Consider the following 18,602-nt stretch of genomic DNA (forward strand, 5'->3'; position numbering starts at 1 on the left):
TAGCACTCCGGGAAGAGACGACGGGAGGGCCGTCGCCTACCAACTGACCTGATCACCGTGCCGCCCCGGCAGCACGAACAACAAATCGGGTTACCGCAACCCCACACACTGCTCACCGCCAGCGCCGGAACCCCACCCCCACGTGCTCACCCTGGATGCCCGCGAACAAGCCGGTCGCATTGCCGTTGCGCCCAGGTGTGCCCGTTGAGCCAGATCCACACCGGCCACGGTGCGTAGGCATTGGTCTTCCAAAACGCGCCACCCCAGTCGGGATCCCACAGGTAGAAGTAGAAGTGATTGACAAAGCCCATCTGGCGAGCCCACTCCATGTGAGGATGCGCCACATGCTCTTGGCCCTTGGCCTTCCACGATCGCCACATCGGGGTCTTTTCCTGCGCGATCCCGATCAACACCACCCGCCCCTCGCCGCGTCCCTTTCGGCTTCCTCGATCAACGGCCGCGCAATCTCCTCCTTGTTCTCGCCCTTGGCGAAGCGGCGCACCGGGATCGCGTTCGCCTTAGCCCACCGAGACGTCAAGACGACGCTCACCGTCTACGCGCACCTCATCAACACGGACGATCACACCGGCAACATGGCCGCCCTCGGCGCGCTGTCGGCCCCGGCGGCAGCGCCCGAGTACGGCGGCAACGTGATACCGCTACACGGCTGAATCGGCCTGTGGATAACTCTCAAATCGAACACATGTGCGAATAGACTCGGTTGTATCAACGCAACTCGCCGAGCATGAGCCTCCGATGGGCGGAGGACCTAGGGTGTGATCCTTAATGGCGAGTCTTGGAAGAGTGGGAGAGAGCAATGGCAGCTAGTGAGAAGCCCGCGCCAGGACACGTCCGGGGCACACGCAAGCAGCAAGGGACGGCAACAAACGACCTAGTCCTTTCATCGCACCTGGGAGTCAACGCCGACCTGTTTCATCAGATTCTTGATCTGTACGTCAGCAAGGGCGCGACGGTCGCGGACGTGACATACGGCTCGGGAGCGTTCTGGAAGAAAGTTAAGCGGGAGGACATCAAGCTCCTCGCCACAGACCTAGCGGATGGCGTTGACTGCCGGAAGCTTCCATACGAAGACGGCTCAATCGACGCAGTGGTTTTGGACCCGCCGTACATGCACACCCCGGGCCAAGGCGCCCATGTCGGGCACCAGAATTTTGAGACGTACTACCGGAACAACGCCACCGCGAATACCGGCGGGAGCAAGTACCACGAAGCGGTGCTAGATCTTTACTTCGCTGCAGGCAAGGAAGCGTCTCGCGTCCTGAAAGATGGCGGCATATTCATCGTCAAGTGCCAGGACGAGGTTTGTGCCAACAGACAGCGCCTGACCCACGTCGAAATCATCAACGAATACGAGGGTTACGGCTTTCAGGCTGAAGACCTCTTTGTGGTGACGCGTCCGCACCGCCCAGGCTTAAGCCGGATGATTAGGCAACGACACGCGCGAAAGAACCATTCATACTTCCTCGTCTTCTGGAAGGCCGACAAACGACGGCGGTGGCCCGGCCGCCTCGACTGAGCTCGATACGGCGAGGTTGGGGCGCACGATTTCGACTGCCTCGTAGAAGAAGTCCGCGAACGGCTTGACTTCAAGGAACGGGTACTGGTCACGTAGTGCCCGGTACTTCTCCGGCACGTCGAAGTAGTACACGCGATGAAGCTGCGCGATGTACATCTGGTAAGCCATCCATTGTTTCGGAAGGCAGACTTCGGTAATCGAATTCGTTCTGGTCTGACGGTTCGTCTCGGCAAGAACCACCAGAAGCCCTCGGAATCGGTTAACGCCGTGCATTCCGTCGAGTACACGTTGGTGCGCCCAGACTTGAATGACCCGCTCGCGCGTGGACGCCTTGATTGGCAGGTGTATCCGACTCTTGTCCCGACCGAGGTCGAAGACGAAATCCGTCGGAAGTGAAACCTCGATGTCTAGAGTGGGCGCGACTACGGACTTTGTCGGCGAAACGCCGAAGGTTGTGGCGACCAAGTGGCCCGCGAAGTTTTCGAGGAACGTGCCGGGCGACTTCTTGTCGTTGTCCTTCGTCACGTCGGTCCCTGCAGGGTATGAGATCGCCGCCGTGTAGAGCGCCTCGTGTAACTCGATGGGGTCGTCCGGCACCTCACCGTTGATGATCTTGGTGACGGTCCTCAGCACCTCGTCGATGTTGTCGAGGAATAGGGCCTCGTTAATGCCCCGTGATGTTCGCGGCCTCGGAGTGGTTCTCGTGAAGGCGAAATACTCCTTGCCGGGCACGTTGGAAACGAGCGGCGAACGCGGCGTATCAGCCAACAGTTCGAGCGACTGCGCGATGCAGTCGATTAACGCTTCGCTCACATCGGCATGGCCGAGGCCGTGTGCTGCGGCCTTATTCGACAGCTCGGTGTAGCTCGGCTCCAACGGGGATGCCATCGCCGCAGTGTATGCGTCGCGCGCGTCCGCGTACGGGACCGATACGGGACCGCGTGCCGCTCGCGATCGCCGGGACCGAGCATTGGTCCTGGTAGACGTGGAGCCGATGACGGGAATCGAACCCGCGTTCTCAGCTTGGGAAGCTGATGTTCTGCCATTGAACTACATCGGCGTGGTTGCTTCAGAAGGCTAGCATCCGGGTCATTCCATCACTCCCAGGCAGTACAGGATCAAGAATCCGGCGAAAAATACCACGGCCATCCACGGCCGCTCCGGCGTCTGGTGCGCCTCGACCAGCAACTCCTCGACGACCAGCCACAGCAGCGCCGCCGCCGCAAAGGCCAACACGAGGGTGAGGATGCTGGCACTGGCGCCGCCGAGCACCAGCGCACCCAGCACTGCCCCGACCGCGGTGACCAGGCTGACGCCACCGGTGATCGCTGCGGCCCGCACCCGAAGCATTCCGGAACCGGCCAAACGCAGCGCCACCGTCAGCCCCAGAAACAGCACTTCGACCGTCAAGGCGATCGCGATGATGACCGCGGTGCGCTTCGACACGGCCGCGCCGGTTGCGACGAGCAACCCGTCGATGAAGAGGTCGACCGCCACCACGGCGAGAAACCCTAGGGGCAAGACGCCGCCAGAAACCTCGTCGTCGCCGGAAACCTCGTCGTCGCCGGAATCCTCGTCGCCGTCGAAATGCCGAAGTCCGACCAACACCGCGACGCCCGCGCTAAAGCCCACGACGATCAGCCAAAGCGAACCCCGGGCGCGCAGGTCCGGCAGTACCTCACCGGCCACTGCCGCCATGACCACCCCCGCGGCGAAATGCTGTACGCCACTGACGAGTCCAGGCGACGGTCTCCGCACCACCGCGACCACGCCGCCGATGATCCCGGCGACAACAGGGAAGGCGACCAGGGACGCGGCCGTCGTCACGATGCTGATGCCAACCTCCCGGGTCCGGTCGAAAATGTGCCATCGCGCAAGCGCGCAAACCGCAGATCAAGGAGCATCATGTCGCAGGTACTGGTCACCGGATTCGGAGCGTACGGCAACACTCCCGCCAACCCGGCGCAGCTCACCGCCGAGGCGCTGGACGGTCGTGTCATCGCCGGCGCCACCGTGACCGCCCGGATCGTGCCGAATGTGTTCTTCGAGTCGATCGCCGCAACGCAGCAGGCCATCGCCGACATTCGGCCGGAGGTGGTGGTCATGTTGGGCGAATGTCCGGGGCGCGCCATGATCACTGTCGAGCGACTCGCGCAAAACATCAACGATTGCGGGCGATACGGGCTTGCCGACAACACCGGCACGGTTGTGGTGGGAGAGCAGACGGACCCGGCCGGCCCGTTGCCTACCATGCGACGGTACCGATCCACGCCATGGTCGTTGCCATGCGCGAGGCCGGCGTGCCGGCCGACATCTCCGATGCCGCCGGAACATTCGTCTGCAACCACCTGATGTAGGCGTCTTGCACCACATCGCGAAGAACGGCCTGCCGATCCGCGCCGGCTGGATTCATCTGCCGTGCCTGCCCAGCGTTCGTGCCTGCCCAGCGTTGCCGTCCTGGAGCACAACCTCGGCGCTCCGAGCATGTCCGTGGAAAATAGCGGTCGCCAGGGTCGCGGACGGTATCGAGGCGGCCGTTCGACAATTGTCTGATATCGGCAAACCCGTCCGGTCTCGATTGCAGATCTGACATCACTACTGGTAGTAACGCCTTTGCCGGTGCGGTTCGATAAACCGCTGGTTTACGCGAAGAATAATTTCCCATATAGGGGATGTTTATTGTTTCGTGATCTCGTAGAGTGCGTCAGGTGGGAAGGCACTCGTTAGCCGGGGAACGGCGAAGGTCGCCAGCAGTCTTGGCCGCTGTCGTGGCCCCTGTCCTTGCCCCAGCTGCTGTTTTCTTCGCGGTGGCCGGAGATGTCGGTCCGCTCGACGCGCGTGTTGTCGACCAGGGTGACGGACCCTGCTGCGTGGAGATCGTGGCGGCCACTCCGCCGGCTTTGGTGTCAAGAATGCCTGGTAGCGAGGCCGGCATGGATTTGGGAGGCGGGCAGTTCGCTGCGGCATCACGGTGGCGGGTCGACACCCGGTCCCGGGCGCTGCCGCCGGGGGTTGCACCAGAGCAGGGCCTTCAGGTCAAGACGATCCTGGTGGCTCGCAGTATCAGTGCGCTGTTCCCCGAGATCCACGAAATCGGCGGCGTTCGAGCGGACGCGTTGCGGTGGCATCCCAACGGGTTGGCGCTTGACGTGCTAATTCCGGATCCGGGCAGCGCCGACGGTATTGCGCTGGGTAATCAGATCGTCGGCTACGTGTTGCTGAACGCAAGCCGATTCGGCATACAGGATGCGATTTGGCGGGGCGTCTATTACACGCCCGAAGGCGCACGGAAGACCGGTGCCGGCCATTACGACCACGTCCACATCACCACCACCGGCGGCGGCTACCCGACCGGTGAGGAAATCTACCCCCGCTGAGCTCGGCGCCACCCGGCTGAGCCGCGCCACCCGGCTGAGCCGCGCCAGCCGACTGAGCCGCGCGCCGCTGAGCCGACACGAGCGGCTGCGCGGCCACCGGCAGCTACGCTCGTCGGGTGCTGCTCTCTGACCGTGACCTCAGAGCCGAAATCTCCGCCGGGCGGCTGGGCATCGACCCATTCGACGACAGCCTGGTGCAGCCGTCCAGCGTCGACGTCCGACTCGACTGCCTGTTTCGGGTCTTCAACAACACTCGCTACACCCACATTGACCCCGCCAAGCAACAGGACGAGCTGACCAGCCTGGTGGAGCCGGCCAAAGGAGATCCGTTCGTCCTCCACCCTGGCGAGTTTGTGCTGGCCTCGACGTTGGAGCTGTTCACGCTGCCCGACGATCTGGCCGGACGGCTGGAAGGCAAGTCGTCACTGGGCCGGCTGGGATTGCTCACCCACTCCACCGCCGGCTTCATCGATCCCGGCTTCAGCGGCCACATCACGCTGGAGCTGTCCAACGTCGCCAACCTGCCGATAGCCCTGTGGCCGGGAATGAAAATCGGCCAGTTGTGCATTCTGCGATTGACCAGCCCGGCTGAGCACCCGTACGGGAGCAGCGGTGTCGGATCCAAGTATCAAGGTCAGCGCGGCCCGACGCCGTCGCGTTCCTATGTGAACTTCATACGTTCTACATAGCTCCGGGCCGGGTCCCGGCATTGTTTGTTGGACTAACATCTTTTAGGCGTGTTCTGCTCCAGTCCGCCGCCGGTCACAAAACCTTGGGAGGGGTTTTGGACGTTGTACTCGGCATTTCGATGGCACCGGCCGCGGTTCGGATGGCGGTGGTCGAAGGCCCAGACGGTGACGGCCTGATCGTCGAAGAAGACACCTTCCCCGTCGGCCCGGACCCGTCCACCAATAGCGCACCCGAATAGGTGATCGCCGCGATTCTGGGCACCCGGGAGGGCGCGGTCAAGGCTGGCTTGCGGCTTTCCTCCGTCGGCGTGACGTGCCCCGACGACACGTCCGCTGCGGCACTGCGCGACGCACTGGCCGCCCACCAGCTCGAAAACGTCATGCTGGTTTCGGCGTTTCTGGCTGCGGCGCTGGCGTCGGGCAACTCGCCATTGTTCGCTTCCTCCACCGCGGCTCTGGCGTATGCGCAGGATCTGCCAGATCCCGACCTTCTTCGCGATGACTTCGTCGCCAGCTCCGCCCCCGACGACTCCGCGGGCCGCCGGTCTGCCCTTTTGATTGGTAGCGCAGTCGCGGTGATCGCCATCGCCGCGGTGGTGGCGCTCGAAGTTGCCCTGGCGGTCAATATCCGCCCGACCGTCGCCTTGCTGCCCAAGCCCAGCGAGAACCATCTCGTCACTCCGGCGGAGCCTGCTCCCGCACCCACACAGGTCGCGGCGGCTCCGCAGCCGAAGATCGACCTGCCGCGACCCGCTGCGCCACCCCGAGCCGCGAGCCCGCAACTACCGGCTCCATTGCCTGCGGCCTCTGTCCCGGAGGCTCCGGTCTTACCGGCTTTACCGGCTCCGGTGTGGCCGGCTCCGGAGGTTCCGGGTCGGCAGGCTGCGCCGGCGCGTGATCCGGCCATCGTGGGTGCCGTCGCTGTTGCCGATCCTGGTGCCCCCGGTTCTTGCGAATGGTCCCGAGACGCTGCTGCGCTCGTCGGTGCCCCAGGCCCCGGCGCAAGTGCCGCGACCCCAACCGCAGGCGCCTGCGCCTCGCGTCGAGGTTCCGGCGTCGCCACCGCGAATCGCGAGTCCGGTTCCGCGCGAGCCCGTCCGACAACCTGCCCCCGGTCGAGGCGGGCTGCTCGGCGGCGGTCCCGGCGGCAAGGGTCCGCTCGGCGGTAAGGGCCCGGTCGGCGGCAAGGGTCCGCTCGGCGGTAAGGGTCCGCTCGGCGGTAAGGGTCCCTTCGGGGGCGGCGGTAAAGGGCCGTTCGGCCACGGCGGTGGTGGCCGCGGCGGCTTCGGCGGCGGGCACACACCCAAATAGCAAACTGCGTGCTATCAGACGCGGCACTCCTGCCGTGCGATGAAGCCACAAGTCGGCTCCATCGCAGCAAACCAACTCCGAGAGCGGTTGCGGGCCGCGAGTATGATATGGAGTACGGGTTGGGGACCCGGGGCAACGTTCGCAGTCACGTATCCGCGACGACGCAAAAGACTATATGGGGGAGCTTTGGACACCGTACTTGGTGTGTCGATGGCGCCAACCGCAGTCCGGATGGTGCTGGTTGAAGGCGAAAACGGCGACGGCGCACTAGTCGAACAGGACGAGTTCGACGTCTCCGGTGACGGGGATGCAGCGACTGTCAGCGCGGCCCAGCAGGTGGTCTCGGCGATCCTGGGCACCCGGGAAGGTGCCTCTGAGGGTGGCTACCAGCTGGCCTCGATCGGTGTGACCTGGCGGGATCCGGCCCAGGCCGCTGCGCTGCGTGAGGCGCTGGCCAACCAAAAGATCGAGAAGGTCGTGCTGGTCTCGGCCTTCTTGGCCGCGGCGGCCCTGGCCCAAGCGGTCGGCAACGAGACCAACTATGCCCACACGGCGCTGCTGTTCGTCGAGCCGGAGACCGCGACTCTTGCGGTGGTCGACAGCGCGGATGGCTCGATCGCCGACATCCAGCGACAGCTGCTTTCCGACGACGACGACACCGCAGTTGCCCAGTTGACCGAGCTGGTCTCGGCCGCCGAAAGCCTGGAGACACATCCGGACGCCATATTCGTCGTCGGCTCCGATATCGACATCCCGATGATCAAGCCGGCGCTCGAGACCGCGACTGCGCTTCCGGTGACCGCGGCGGAGGAACCCGATACTGCGCTGGCCCGAGGCGCGGCACTGGCCTCGGCTAACACTCCCCTTTTCGTGTCGTCGACGGCCGCGCTGGCCTATGCACAGGATCCCGGTACCGGCGCCCTGGACCCGTACCGGCTCGATGCCGCCTACTTCAACGACGTCTCCGACAGCGTGCAAACCGGCGAGGGGCCGTTGGCTTACAGCGCCGTCCCGGACAGCGTCGTCCCTGACAGCGGGGTCCCCGATGATCAGCCCGAGCGCAAGCCGTTCCCGCTGCTCGCGAGTATCGTGACGTCGATCTTCGTCATCGGCGTTGCCGCCCTTGCGCTTTCGCTGGCCGTCAGCATCCGGTCGTCAACCGATGTAAAGCCCGACCCCGGCCACAACGTCGTGACACCGTCGGCACCGGCATCCGCAGCTCAGGCTCCCGCGCCGACACCGCAAGCTCCCGCGCCGACACCACAAGCGCCCGCTCCGGCACCGGCTCCGCAGGCTCCGGCTCCGGCTCCGCAGGAGCCCGCGCCGGCTCCGCAGGCTCCAGCGCCGGCTCCGCGGGCTCCGGCGCCGGCTCCCCGGGCTCCCGCGCCAGCTCCGGCCCCGGTTCCAGAGGCTCCTGCCCCCGCGCCGGCGCCGGTGCCGGCCGCTCCCGCCCCGGCACCGGTGCCCATACCGGTGCCCGTTCAAATACCGGTCCCCATTTTCGGTCCACCCGGCGGTGGCTTCCCGGGTGGCGGCGGTCACGGTGACGACGATCACGGTGGCGGGCGTGGTGGCGGCCACGGTGGCGGCCACGGGCACGGTCGCGGCGGGTTCAACATCCCGTTTGTCCCCGGCCTCTGATTTCGCCGGGTAGCCGTCATCTGTCGTTCAGCGCCGCGATGTGGTCTGCTCATCGCGGGCACCTACACACGGTGGTGTGAGATGCACCGTCTTCGGCACCGGTTACCTGGGTGCCACCCACGCCGTCGGAATGGCGGAACTCGGACACGAGGTCCTGGGGGTGGATATCGATCCCGGCAAGGTTGCCAAACTGGCCGGCGGCGATATTCCGTTCTACGAGCCCGGTTTGCGAAAACTGTTGACCGACAATCTGACTGCCGGCCGCCTGCAGTTCACTACCGACTACGACCTGGCCGCCCACTTCGCCGACGTGCACTTCCTGGGCGTCGGCACACCGCAGAAGAGAGGCGAATACGGCGCGGACCTCCGTCATGTCCACTCCGTCATCGACACGCTGGTGCCGCGCCTGACCCGGGCGTCGGTCCTCATCGGCAAGTCGACGGTCCCGGTCGGCACTGCTGCCGAACTGGGGCGCCGGGCCGCTGCCCTGAGTCCCCGGAATGTGACCGTCGAAATCGCGTGGAATCCGGAATTCCTGCGCGAGGGATTCGCGGTTCATGACACGTTGCACCCGGACCGCATTGTGCTTGGCGTACAGGATGATTCGATGCGGGCCGAGGCAGCGGTTCGTGAGCTGTACGACCCGCTGCTGCAGGCCGGCGTGCCGTTTCTGGTGACCGACCTGCAGACCGCCGAGCTGGTCAAGGTATCCGCGAATGCCTTTCTGGCGACCAAGATCTCATTCATCAACGCGATTTCGGAAGTGTGCGAGGCCGCAGGCGCCGACGTCAGCCTGTTGGCCGACGCGCTCGGGTACGACCCTCGCATCGGACGCCAATGCCTCACCGCCGGATTGGGTTTCGGTGGCGGATGCCTGCCCAAGGACATCCGCGCGTTCATGGCCCGCGCCGGCGAACTCGGTGCCAACCAGGCGCTGACGTTCCTGCGCGAAGTAGACAGCATCAACATGCGCCGGCGCACTCGCATGGTCGAGCTGGCCACAACAGCGTGCGGTGGTTCGCTGCTGGGTGCCAACATCGCCGTGCTCGGCGCGGCATTCAAGCCCGAATCCGACGACGTGCGAGACTCGCCGGCGCTCAACGTCGCGGGCCAGCTGCAGCTCAACGGTGCTGCGGTCAACGTGTACGACCCGAAGGCCCTCGACAATGCAAATCGGCTGTTCCCCACCCTGAACTACGCGGTCTCGGTTGCGGAGGCGTGCGAGCGCGCGGACGCCGTGCTGGTGCTTACCGAATGGCGTGAGTTCGTCGACCTCGACCCCGACGACCTGGCCGACCGGGTGCGGGCCTGCGTCGTAGTCGACGGCCGCAACTGCCTCGACGTCTCCCGCTGGGAGCGCTCGGGCTGGCGGGTGTTCCGCCTCGGTGGCCGGCTGCCGATGGGTGACACGCAGAACCGCGCCTGAGCCGGATCGCCCAACAGCCGCAGGTTCCTTGCGTGACCGCGTCGGCGGCAGTGCGCGCGGATCAACCGGCGTCGCGTACTATCAAGTTCCAATGAACGATGGAATATCAGTATTCCACTGAGCCTTGGAGAAGCTGAATGGCCGGACAGTCGAATCGCAAGGCGGCGCTGCTGGAGCAGATCTCTCGGGTGGGTAAGGCGCTGGGTAACGGCCGGCGATTGCAGATCCTCGACCTGCTCGCCCAGGGTGAACGCACGGTAGAGGCGATCGCGACTGCGACGGGGATGAACCTGACTACGGCATCGGCTAATCTGCAGGCGCTGAAGAGCGGCGGCCTGGTCGCGGCTCGCCGCGACGGGACCCGCCAGTACTACCGGCTCGCCGGGGATGACGTGGCGAGGCTGTTCGCGTTGGTGCAAGTCGTCGCCGATGAGCATCTGGCCGATGTGGCAGTTGCGGCCGCGGCAGTGCTCGGCTCACCCGAGGATGCGATCACCCGCGAGGAGCTGCTGCGCCGGCAGAAGTCCGGTGAGGTAACGCTCGTTGACGTGCGACCGCATGAGGAATACCAGGCCGGCCATATCCCGGGTGCCATCAATATCCCGGTAGCCGAACTGGCCGGTCGGCTCGCCGAACTACCGGCCGACCGTGACATCGTTGCCTACTGCCGTGGCGCCTATTGCGTCATGGCCCCCGACGCAGTCCGTATTGCTCGCACCGCGGGCCGCGGGGCGATGCGGCTCGACGACGGAATGCTCGAATGGCGGTTGGCCGGCATGCCGGTGGATGAAGGCGCGGCAGTTCGAAGCCCGTAATGCTGCCTCGATATTCGTGCGGATTACCGGGTTGCCGTCCCCGCGGGACCGGTGTGCAGCGTACGGCGTTGCTTGCGCAGGAGAAGCCCGGGAATGAGCATGGGCACCCGGTTACGGTATCGCCGGTAGTCATCGCCCAGCGCCCGGCTCAGGTCATGTTCTTCCAGAGGCAGCGCGACCAGTATGTAGCCGGTCGTCATTACCGCGAACAGCAGGTGGCCGGCAGTCATCGTGGGTGTTGCCCAGAATGCCACGATGAACCCCAGCATGATCGGGTGCCGGACCAACCGGTAGAGCATTGTGGTGCGGAATTCGAGGTGGCTGTAGGTCCGTTCCCGTGCGGCCAGATAGACCTGCCGCAGGCCGAACAGGTCGAAATGGTTGATCATGAAGGTCGACGTGAACACGATGACCCAACCCAGCCAAAACAGCCCCTGCACAAGCAGTTTCCCCGGCGGCCAACTGACGGCCCAGATGACGGCAGGCATGGTTCGCCATTGCCAGAACAGCAGGAACAACAGCAGGCTTGACAACAGCACGTAAGTGCTGCGCTCCACTGTCGCCGGCACCAGCCGGGTCCACCGTGACTTGAACCACGGGCGCGCCATCACGCTGTGTTGCACCGCGAATAGCCCTAACAGAACGACATTGACCACGACCGCCTCGGACGTGGACGCTGTGATGCCGTTGTCTACGGTGCGCGGCACGAGCAGATTGCCGACGAAACCGATCGCGTAAAGGAATGCCGCTACGAAGATCAGGTAGCAGATCGCTCCGTACCCGACTACCAGTACCCGTCTCATGTTTGCCCTCCTGGTTCGTGGTTCTGCGACGGTCTTGCGTTTTCCAGGGCACGCGGATGCCGACTCGCTGTGAAACCCCAGGCGCGCCTCCCGTGCGGGCGGTTCGTGAAGTGACGTTTGACCTGGTGGGCAGTGGTCACCAGGTCACTATAATCCAATGATCTATAATTCAATAGAGTATTGACAAAGCTCGGCCAGATCGGCATACCGGTTACTGCAGAAGGGACTCGATATGTTCTCGGCCGGGCAGCCGGAGCTGGCTGTGGAGCAGCGTGAACACTGGCAGGACACCTACCGGGCGCACCCGGCGATGTATGGGTCCGGCCCGTCCCTGCCGGCCGGGTACGCACTCGAGGTCTTCCAGACTGCCGGGGCCAACCGGGTGCTGGAATTGGCGGCCGGCCAGGGCCGGGACAGCCTCCATTTCGCCCGCGCGGGTTTGCAGGTGCTGGCCACCGATTTCAGCGACGTTGCGGTCGCACAGCTGCGCCGCACCGCGCACGTGCAGGGCCTGGGTGGTCGGGTGCAGGCACTCGTGCATGACCTGCGCGAGCCACTGCCCGTCGAGATCGCGTCCTTTGATGCCGTCTTCGCCCACATGGCGTTGTGTATGGCATTGTCCACCAAGGAAATTCATGCGGTTGTCGCCGAGGTTCGCCGGGCGCTGAAACCGGGCGGGAAGTTCATCTACACCGTTCGGCACACCCGCGATGAGCATTACGGCATGGGACAGTGTCATGGCGACGACATCTTCGAGTGCGGCGGATTCGCCGTACATTTCTTCTCCCGCGAACTGGTTGCCAGCCTGGCTGCCGACTGGATCCTCGAAGACGTGCACTCCTTCGAAGAAGGTGAATTGCCCCGGCGGCTATGGCGCGTCACCGTCGCCAAGCCGAAGTAGTGCCGGCCTTCAGACCAACACGCCGTCAGGTTGCGGGGTAAGCTGCAGGCGCGCCCCATGTTTGGGGACGGTGGTGATGCTGCGGACCAGCGGACTCTCGCCCTGGGCCGGTCCCGGCGCGGTGACGGACTAACCGGGTGGGCCTGTCGCTGCTCTGGGTGCTACGGGGCTGGCGTCGGCCCGACGAAGTCCGCGTCCGCGCGACCCCGACGTCGCTACCCGGCGTCGAGCTTGTCACAGCTACCGTGGCTCGCATCGACGTCGGGAGCCGTGCGGTGCACACCAGCAACGGTGTCCTCGGTTACGACGCGTTGGTGATCGCCTTGGGCGCCACGCTCGACGAGGCGGCAGTTCCCGGATTGTCCAAGGCGCTCCAGGCCGGCGCCGCGGGCGAGTTCTACACGCTTGACGGGGCGATGGAACTGCATACCAAGGTCGACGCGCTAAACCGCGGCCGGATCGCGGTGCTGGTAGCGGGGGTGCCGTTCAAGTGCCCGGCCGCGCCGTTCGAGGCGGCGTTCCTCATGGCTGCCCAACTCGGCGACCGCTTCGCGAGCGGCGCCGTACACATCGACACTTTCACGCCCGATCCGTTGCCGATGCCCGTCGCAGGACCCGAGGTCGGCCAGGCTCTGGTGGCGATGCTCGAAGATCGCGGCATCGGTTTCCACGCCCGCAAGGCTGTCACCGCTGTCGATTCGGCGGAAAGGACGCTGCACTTCGGTGATGGCACGACCGAACCGTTCGACCTGCTTGCGGTGGTTCCGCCGCATGTGCCGTCGGCCGCGGCGCGGTCAGCCGGGCTCAGTGAATCGGGGTGGATACCCGTGGACCCGCAGACGCTGTCCACTAGGGTTGACGGCGTGTGGGCTATCGGTGACGCGACTGTGCTTACTTTGCCGAATGGTAAGCCGCTGCCCAAGGCGGCAGTGTTCGCCCAATCCCAGGCCGGAGTCGTGGCTCACGGCGTCGCTCGCCATCTCGGCTACGACGTGCCGGAGCGTCTGTTCACCGGCGAGGGCGCCTGCTACGTCGAGACCGGTGATCACCAGGCCGCCAAGGGCGCAGGCAACTTCCTGTGCGCGCCCGCGCCTTCGGTGACCCTGTACCCGCCCTCGGCGACCTTCCACGAAGAGAAAGTTGCCCAAGAAAGCGCCTGGCTGGACCGCTGGAACACGCGAACATCGGCACCGTGACCGACGACCAAGAGGGTTACCCGCTGGTTGCACCAAAGGACTTCGACGCACCTTCGGTGTTTCGCCCCGCAAATCTGCTGCGCGAGGCTCGCCGTCAAAAGTCGTTGCCGGACAATCCTGTTCCGGCGGTGTGCGTTCTGGATCCCGACGGAGACGTAGTACGGCACCTGGCCCGGGCCGGGATCGGATACCGCCACCCGGGTTGGGCCTGCTACCACACCGAGATGTGGGTCGTCGAGGTCGACGGACTCGAAATCGGTGTTGTCGGAATGGCTGTCGGCGCACCGTTCGCGGTGTTAGTCGCCGAACAGCTGGCCGTATCCGGTGCATCATTGGTAGTAAGCATCACGTCCGCGGGACGTATTAGCGGCAACGAGACACCACCCTATTTCGTGCTCATCGAGCGGGCGCTTCGCGACGAAGGAACCAGCGCGCACTACGTCGCGCCCGGTGAATGGAGCTATCTGGCCGCGGGGCTCAAGGACAAACTCCGAAATGCCTTCGACCAGAACGGTATCTACGTAGTCGTAGGAAGTTCGTGGACGACCGATGCTCCCTACCGGGAAACGGCACTGGCCATCAAAGAAGCCGAGCGGCGCGGAATCGCATGCGTCGAGATGGAGGCCGCAGCGCTGTACGCCTACGCCGCTGCGTCCGGCCGAAACGTCGTCTGCCTCGCACATATCACCAACACCCTGGCCGTTGACGGCGACGACTTCGAAAAAGGCATCGACAACGGGGTCAACGTTTCGCTCACGGTGGCCTATGCCGTCGCGACGGCGATCCTTGGCTCGCCGTAGGTCTGAGGTTTCGTTCGGCGTACACGGCACGCGGGTCGTCACTACCGCCGGCTGCTTTGAACAGCAGCGTCGCTCCAAGAATTCGTCAAGCATCCGTGCAGCGCTGGCCACGAGAATCTTTCCTGTCAACCAAGCGGCCGCACGCCGGCCAGCCAACGAGATGGGTACCGAACATGACCAACGGCGGCCCGGTGACTGCGTTTCCGCAGGCCGACACTGTGAGCTCGTTGGCGATCAGCGGCTTTGCGATCGCGGCGTTGGTGACGAGTGTGCTGGGCCTGCTGTATGTGAGCATTCCCCTCGGGATCGTCGCGCTCTACCAGATCGCCCACCGCCGGCAGCAGGGTCGTGAACTTGCAATAGCCGCGCTGGTGATCTCCGCATGGTGGCTGTCTTCCCTTGTCGCGATTGCCGTCGCAATACTCCTCGTGTGGCTCACGCGTCCCGTTCGCCAACCGCGCTGAGTTCGAGCCTGGACTCCGCGGCACTCGGGGCGCTATGACCGAACTCCGCGCTGCGGATACCTTCGGGCCGCGAGTAGCGTGACCGCCGTGGATTACACGTCGGCATATATTGACCAGACCCGCGAATTCGGTGACCTCATCCGCAACGCCGACCAATCGACGCCGGTGCCGAGTTGTCCGGGCTGGAACCTCGGACAGCTGTTCCGCCACGTCGGGCGGGGGGACCGCTGGGCGGCGCAGATAGTGCGCGATCGACTCGACAGCTTCTTGGACCCGCGCGGTGTCGAAGAGGGAAAGCCGCCACCGGATCTGGACGACGCCATCGCCTGGCTGCGCGGTGGAGCGCAGCGTCTCGTCGATGCCGTCGAGCAGACTGGTTCGGAAACGCCGGTGTGGACATTTCTCGGTCCAAGGCCGGCGGGCTGGTGGATCCGGCGCCGGCTGCACGAGGTGGCGGTGCATCGCGCGGATGCCGCAATCGCCATCGGGAGCGAATTCACGCTGGAACCGGACATCGCAGCCGACGGAATCAGTGAATTTCTGGAGCGAATCGCGATCCAGGCCGGGCGCGACGATGCTGCGCTACCGCTTCAGGCCGGCGACACCTTACATGTGCACGCCACCGATCCGGGGCTGGGTGCCGCCGGGGAATGGACGGTCGGCGCCGACGAGGGCCGGATCACTTGGTCGCACGAGCACGGCAAGGGAACGGTGGCGCTTCGCGGCAGCGCCGCCGAGCTACTGCTGGCGATGGTGCGCCGAGTTCCGGTCGCCGACACCGGTATCGAGGTGTTCGGTGATGATGCCGTGTGGCGGAAATGGCTGGATGACACGCCTCTTTAGACTGGCAGACCATGACCACTTCGGAGATCGCCACGGTGTTGGCTTGGCACGACGCGTTGAATACCGGTGATGTGGAGACGTTGGTGTCGTTGTCCAGTGACGATATCGACATCGGTGATGCGCATGGGGCGGTGCAGGGTCATGAGGCGCTACGCAGATGGGCCGACTCGGTCATGGTGGGGGCGGAGCTTGGGCAGATGTATGTGCACGACGGCGTCGTGGTCGTCGAACAGGAGATCACCGGCCGTGACGATCCCGGGGCCGTCACGACCGCCGCGTCGGCCTTCCGTGTGGTACGAGACCATGTCACCGCGGTCTTTCGTCATGACGACTTGGCGTCAGCGCTAGCGGCCACCGAACTCACCGACGACGACCTGGTGGACTGAGGAGCCGCTGATGCGCGGAATCATCTTGGCCGGTGGTTCGGGGACCCGGCTGTATCCGATCACCATGGGGATCAGCAAGCAGCTGTTGCCGGTCTATGACAAGCCGATGATCTACTATCCGTTGACCACCCTGATGATGGCCGGTATCCGCGATATTCAGGTGATCACGACTGCCCATGATGCGCCGGGGTTTCATCGTCTGCTCGGCGACGGCAGGCACTTTGGGGTCAATATCAGCTATGCGACCCAGGGTCGGCCCGAGGGGTTGGCGCAGGCGTTTGTGATCGGTGCTGACCACATCGGTAATGATTCGGTGGGTTTGGTGTTGGGGGACAACATCTTTTATGGTCCCGGCCTGGGGACTAGTCTGAGCCGATTCCAATCCGTCAGTGGTGGGGCGATTTTCGCTTACTGGGTGGCCAACCCGTCGGCTTACGGGGTGGTCGAGTTCGGTGCCGATGGCATCGCGCTGTCGTTGGAGGAAAAACCGGCCACCCCGAAGTCGCATTATGCGGTGCCGGGGCTGTACTTCTACGACAACGACGTGATCGAGATCGCCAGGGCGTTGAAGAAATCGGCGCGTGGAGAGTATGAGATCACCGAGGTCAACCAGGTCTATCTCGACCAGGGCCGGTTGGCGGTGGAGGTGCTTGCCCGGGGCACGGCGTGGCTGGACACCGGGACGTTCGACTCGCTGCTGGATGCCGCCGATTTCGTCCGGACGCTGGAACGTCGGCAGGGACTCAAGGTCAGCATTCCCGAGGAAGTGGCGTGGCGGCTGGGCTGGATCGATGACGAGCAACTGGCACGGCATGCGCGCAGCCTGACCAAGTCCGGATACGGCAGCTACTTACTGTATCTGTTGGAACGCAACTGATTTCGGCCAACCCCGCACACGACTTGCTGGCAACAGGCGACGCACAATTTGCCCGCCTCACTCGGAAAATTTCATGGGGAGCAGGAATGCTGCTGGTCAACGTTGTCCGGTTGCGCGGCCTTGGCTACCTGTCGGCTCCGCTCAAACGTCTTGTGATGGTAGGCGTTCGGGGGATGTCTTCCGTGCTCACCGCGTCGGTTGTCATGCCGCTGCATCGAGTGTGTAGTGAGGGCTTTGACTGTGCATGTAGGGCGGGAACCGCCGCGATCGGCCGCCCTGACGGCACAGTCGGCGCCGTCTGAGCACACTCGGCGCCGTCAGCGCGCAGTCGGCGCCGTCAGCCGCCGGGGCGCAGCCCATGACCGCTTGCAGCGACAAGCCCAGGGGCGAGGCAACGGATTTATCGCGCGTAGCCGGGCACAACGGATACCCGGACCATCCAGATGGCTCATGTGACTGACGTGATCAGTCGCCGGCGCGCAACGGCGGCCGGCGCGGCCGCACCTGCACCCCGGGACGACCGTGCGGACAACGCCGCAGCGCGCTTCGGTGAGTTCACAAAGGCCCAGTGTCGCAGGCTAACTCGTGCGCTGGGCGGGGATCCCGAACTCGGCACGTCAACCCACGGTTTCCCGATCATGCATGCCATGGCGTACTGTTTTCACAGCACACCTTGTAGAAAACGGATGGGGCGCGATCTGATGACCGACAAAGACCTCGATGTCCGAAACATTCCTGACTAGAACCGGCTCGATGAGATTTGAAACGCCCTGCCCCCACACTCAGAGGAGCATACGATGCCCGACCCGGCTGATGCTACCGCCCTGAAGCGAGAGCACCACGAAATCGACTGTGCGATAGAGGTGTTCGTCGAAGCGGTTGAGCTTGGCTACGCGCAGCCAGAAGCATTGACCGCCGCGTTGGACACGCTGCGCCGGCACATCTACGTGGAGGAGGTCTTCCTTTTCCCGCCGATCCGCCAAGCCGGGATGGTGATGCCGATCTTGGTGATGCTGCGCGAGCATGGCGAGCTGTGGCACACCATGGACACCCTGAAGGACCTGCTTGCCGACGGAGAAGATCTGCGGCGGCTGGCGAAGACCTGCCGTCAGCTGCTGGCTCAACTCGACCGGCACAACTCCAAGGAGGAGCCGGTCGTCTATCCGCACGCTGACGTCGACCTGCCACCTCAAACGACCACGGAATTGGCCCGGTTCATCGAATCCGGCCGCGCCCCCGATGGGTGGGTTTGCCAACACGCAAGTGGTTGAGGTTTGGCCGAACCTGCCCTGGTCAGCGATCGCCCGACATCGGACGAGATCCGCTTCGCGCTATCGGACGGCTCGGCCTCGTCGTAAATTCGGGCCGTCGCGGGCCTACGGCAGCCCGTTCAGCCCGTCCGCACCGACTAGCAGCCCGCCGGTGCCACCGGCCCCGGCGCTGCCCGGGGTTGGGCCGTCGCCGCCGTTGCCACCGTTACCGCCGTCGCCGATCACCGCAGCCGCCCCGCCCCTGCCGCCCGGTCCGCCCATCACG

At 64.8% G+C, this 18,602-nt stretch carries 21 protein-coding genes, 1 tRNA gene and 4 pseudogenes; 20 read left to right on the plus strand and 6 right to left on the minus strand.

The features are described 5' to 3' along the window. Positions 1-146: 146 nt before the first annotated feature. The gene (locus tag EET03_RS01650; protein WP_136625628.1) at positions 147-413 is read right to left on the minus strand and encodes a hypothetical protein; all 267 of its coding nucleotides are present in this window, start codon (positions 411-413) and stop codon (positions 147-149) included. A 60-nt stretch (positions 414-473) separates the two neighbouring features. On the opposite strand from EET03_RS01650, the gene EET03_RS01655 reads away from it, so the two are divergent. Together EET03_RS01655 and EET03_RS01660 are read left to right on the plus strand one after the other, a co-directional pair. After that, positions 474-671, plus strand: a complete 198-nt coding sequence (locus tag EET03_RS01655) for an integrase (RefSeq protein WP_244232199.1) — start codon at positions 474-476, stop codon at positions 669-671. Between the two features lie 146 nt (positions 672-817). After that, a complete protein-coding gene (locus EET03_RS01660; protein ID WP_081255138.1) occupies positions 818-1,537 on the plus strand; it encodes a DNA methyltransferase in 720 nt (239 codons plus the stop codon). Here EET03_RS01660 and EET03_RS01665 read toward each other — a convergent pair. The 3 genes from EET03_RS01665 to EET03_RS01675 all read right to left on the minus strand — a co-directional run bounded on the left by EET03_RS01665 (position 1,475) and on the right by EET03_RS01675 (position 3,400). Then, entirely contained in the window at positions 1,475-2,425 is a 951-nt protein-coding gene (locus EET03_RS01665; protein WP_075540633.1) for a hypothetical protein, read from the minus strand. The two genes, EET03_RS01660 and EET03_RS01665, sit on opposite strands and share 63 nt — an antisense overlap. Before the next feature lie 98 nt (positions 2,426-2,523). Then, a tRNA-Gly gene (locus tag EET03_RS01670) sits at positions 2,524-2,597 on the minus strand. Positions 2,598-2,626: 29 nt separating this feature from the next. Then, the gene (locus EET03_RS01675; RefSeq protein ID WP_099193910.1) at positions 2,627-3,400 is read right to left on the minus strand and encodes a ZIP family metal transporter; all 774 of its coding nucleotides are present in this window, start codon (positions 3,398-3,400) and stop codon (positions 2,627-2,629) included. Between the two features lie 42 nt (positions 3,401-3,442). Here EET03_RS01675 and pcp point away from each other — a divergent pair. From pcp to EET03_RS01710, 9 genes and pseudogenes are all read left to right on the plus strand, one after another. Then, positions 3,443-3,894, plus strand: a pseudogene (gene pcp / locus EET03_RS01680) (pyroglutamyl-peptidase I). A gap of 5 nt (positions 3,895-3,899) precedes the next feature. Continuing rightward, positions 3,900-4,127, plus strand: a complete 228-nt coding sequence (locus tag EET03_RS32865; RefSeq protein WP_425271490.1) for a pyroglutamyl-peptidase I family protein — start codon at positions 3,900-3,902, stop codon at positions 4,125-4,127. A gap of 118 nt (positions 4,128-4,245) precedes the next feature. Further along, entirely contained in the window at positions 4,246-4,914 is a 669-nt protein-coding gene (locus tag EET03_RS01685) for a VldE C-terminal domain-containing protein (RefSeq protein ID WP_075540635.1), read from the plus strand. A 116-nt stretch (positions 4,915-5,030) separates the two neighbouring features. Beyond that, a complete protein-coding gene (gene dcd, locus EET03_RS01690) occupies positions 5,031-5,603 on the plus strand; it encodes a dCTP deaminase (protein WP_075540636.1) in 573 nt (190 codons plus the stop codon). A gap of 95 nt (positions 5,604-5,698) precedes the next feature. Beyond that, positions 5,699-6,268: pseudogene (locus EET03_RS33250) on the plus strand (DUF7159 family protein); the annotation flags it as partial. A 229-nt stretch (positions 6,269-6,497) separates the two neighbouring features. Next, positions 6,498-6,914 carry a hypothetical protein gene (locus EET03_RS31035; RefSeq protein ID WP_244232201.1) on the plus strand — a complete coding sequence of 139 codons (417 nt, stop codon included), beginning with the start codon at positions 6,498-6,500 and terminating at the stop codon, positions 6,912-6,914. 186 nt (positions 6,915-7,100) lie between these two features. Further along, on the plus strand, positions 7,101-8,555 hold the full coding sequence (locus EET03_RS01700) for a DUF7159 family protein (RefSeq protein ID WP_425271491.1): 1,455 nt from the start codon (positions 7,101-7,103) through the stop codon (positions 8,553-8,555). A gap of 76 nt (positions 8,556-8,631) precedes the next feature. Next, positions 8,632-9,981 (plus strand): UDP-glucose dehydrogenase family protein, encoded by a 1,350-nt coding sequence (locus EET03_RS01705; protein WP_075540637.1) that lies wholly within the window; start codon positions 8,632-8,634, stop codon positions 9,979-9,981. A gap of 137 nt (positions 9,982-10,118) precedes the next feature. Then, positions 10,119-10,796: an Rv0324 family HTH-type transcriptional regulator gene (locus EET03_RS01710; RefSeq protein WP_075540638.1), complete on the plus strand. Its 678-nt coding sequence runs from the start codon at positions 10,119-10,121 to the stop codon at positions 10,794-10,796. Between the two features lie 23 nt (positions 10,797-10,819). Here the strand turns inward: EET03_RS01710 and mddA are convergent, their stop codons facing one another. Continuing rightward, on the minus strand, positions 10,820-11,599 hold the full coding sequence (gene mddA, locus EET03_RS01715; protein ID WP_075540639.1) for a methanethiol S-methyltransferase: 780 nt from the start codon (positions 11,597-11,599) through the stop codon (positions 10,820-10,822). 232 nt (positions 11,600-11,831) lie between these two features. On the opposite strand from mddA, the gene EET03_RS01720 reads away from it, so the two are divergent. Beyond that, positions 11,832-12,500, plus strand: coding sequence for a class I SAM-dependent methyltransferase (locus EET03_RS01720; protein ID WP_075540640.1), 669 nt, complete (start codon positions 11,832-11,834; stop codon positions 12,498-12,500). Between the two features lie 9 nt (positions 12,501-12,509). Here EET03_RS01720 and EET03_RS32580 read toward each other — a convergent pair. Continuing rightward, positions 12,510-12,629, minus strand: a pseudogene (locus EET03_RS32580) (hypothetical protein); the annotation flags it as partial. 8 nt (positions 12,630-12,637) lie between these two features. On the opposite strand from EET03_RS32580, the pseudogene EET03_RS01725 reads away from it, so the two are divergent. The 8 genes and pseudogenes from EET03_RS01725 to EET03_RS01755 form a co-directional block, all read left to right on the plus strand. Beyond that, a pseudogene (locus tag EET03_RS01725) lies at positions 12,638-13,696 on the plus strand (NAD(P)/FAD-dependent oxidoreductase); the annotation flags it as partial. Beyond that, the gene (locus EET03_RS01730) at positions 13,693-14,496 is read left to right on the plus strand and encodes a nucleoside phosphorylase (RefSeq protein WP_075540641.1); all 804 of its coding nucleotides are present in this window, start codon (positions 13,693-13,695) and stop codon (positions 14,494-14,496) included. The pseudogene EET03_RS01725 and the gene EET03_RS01730, both read left to right, overlap by 4 nt. 173 nt (positions 14,497-14,669) lie before the next feature. Continuing rightward, positions 14,670-14,960 (plus strand): DUF4190 domain-containing protein, encoded by a 291-nt coding sequence (locus tag EET03_RS01735; RefSeq protein WP_075540642.1) that lies wholly within the window; start codon positions 14,670-14,672, stop codon positions 14,958-14,960. A gap of 87 nt (positions 14,961-15,047) precedes the next feature. After that, positions 15,048-15,803: a maleylpyruvate isomerase family mycothiol-dependent enzyme gene (locus EET03_RS01740; RefSeq protein ID WP_075540650.1), complete on the plus strand. Its 756-nt coding sequence runs from the start codon at positions 15,048-15,050 to the stop codon at positions 15,801-15,803. Positions 15,804-15,814: 11 nt separating this feature from the next. Then, a complete protein-coding gene (locus EET03_RS01745) occupies positions 15,815-16,189 on the plus strand; it encodes a nuclear transport factor 2 family protein (protein ID WP_075540643.1) in 375 nt (124 codons plus the stop codon). Positions 16,190-16,199: 10 nt separating this feature from the next. Continuing rightward, the gene (gene rfbA / locus EET03_RS01750) at positions 16,200-17,066 is read left to right on the plus strand and encodes a glucose-1-phosphate thymidylyltransferase RfbA (protein ID WP_075540644.1); all 867 of its coding nucleotides are present in this window, start codon (positions 16,200-16,202) and stop codon (positions 17,064-17,066) included. A 452-nt stretch (positions 17,067-17,518) separates the two neighbouring features. Next, entirely contained in the window at positions 17,519-17,809 is a 291-nt protein-coding gene (locus EET03_RS29785) for a hypothetical protein (protein WP_136625629.1), read from the plus strand. Between the two features lie 54 nt (positions 17,810-17,863). Further along, complete coding sequence (locus tag EET03_RS01755; RefSeq protein WP_075540645.1) at positions 17,864-18,337, plus strand: hemerythrin domain-containing protein; 474 nt, start codon at positions 17,864-17,866, stop codon at positions 18,335-18,337. Positions 18,338-18,602: the final 265 nt, after the last annotated feature.

Source organism: Mycobacterium innocens (assembly GCF_900566055.1).
Classification (GTDB): domain Bacteria; phylum Actinomycetota; class Actinomycetes; order Mycobacteriales; family Mycobacteriaceae; genus Mycobacterium; species Mycobacterium innocens.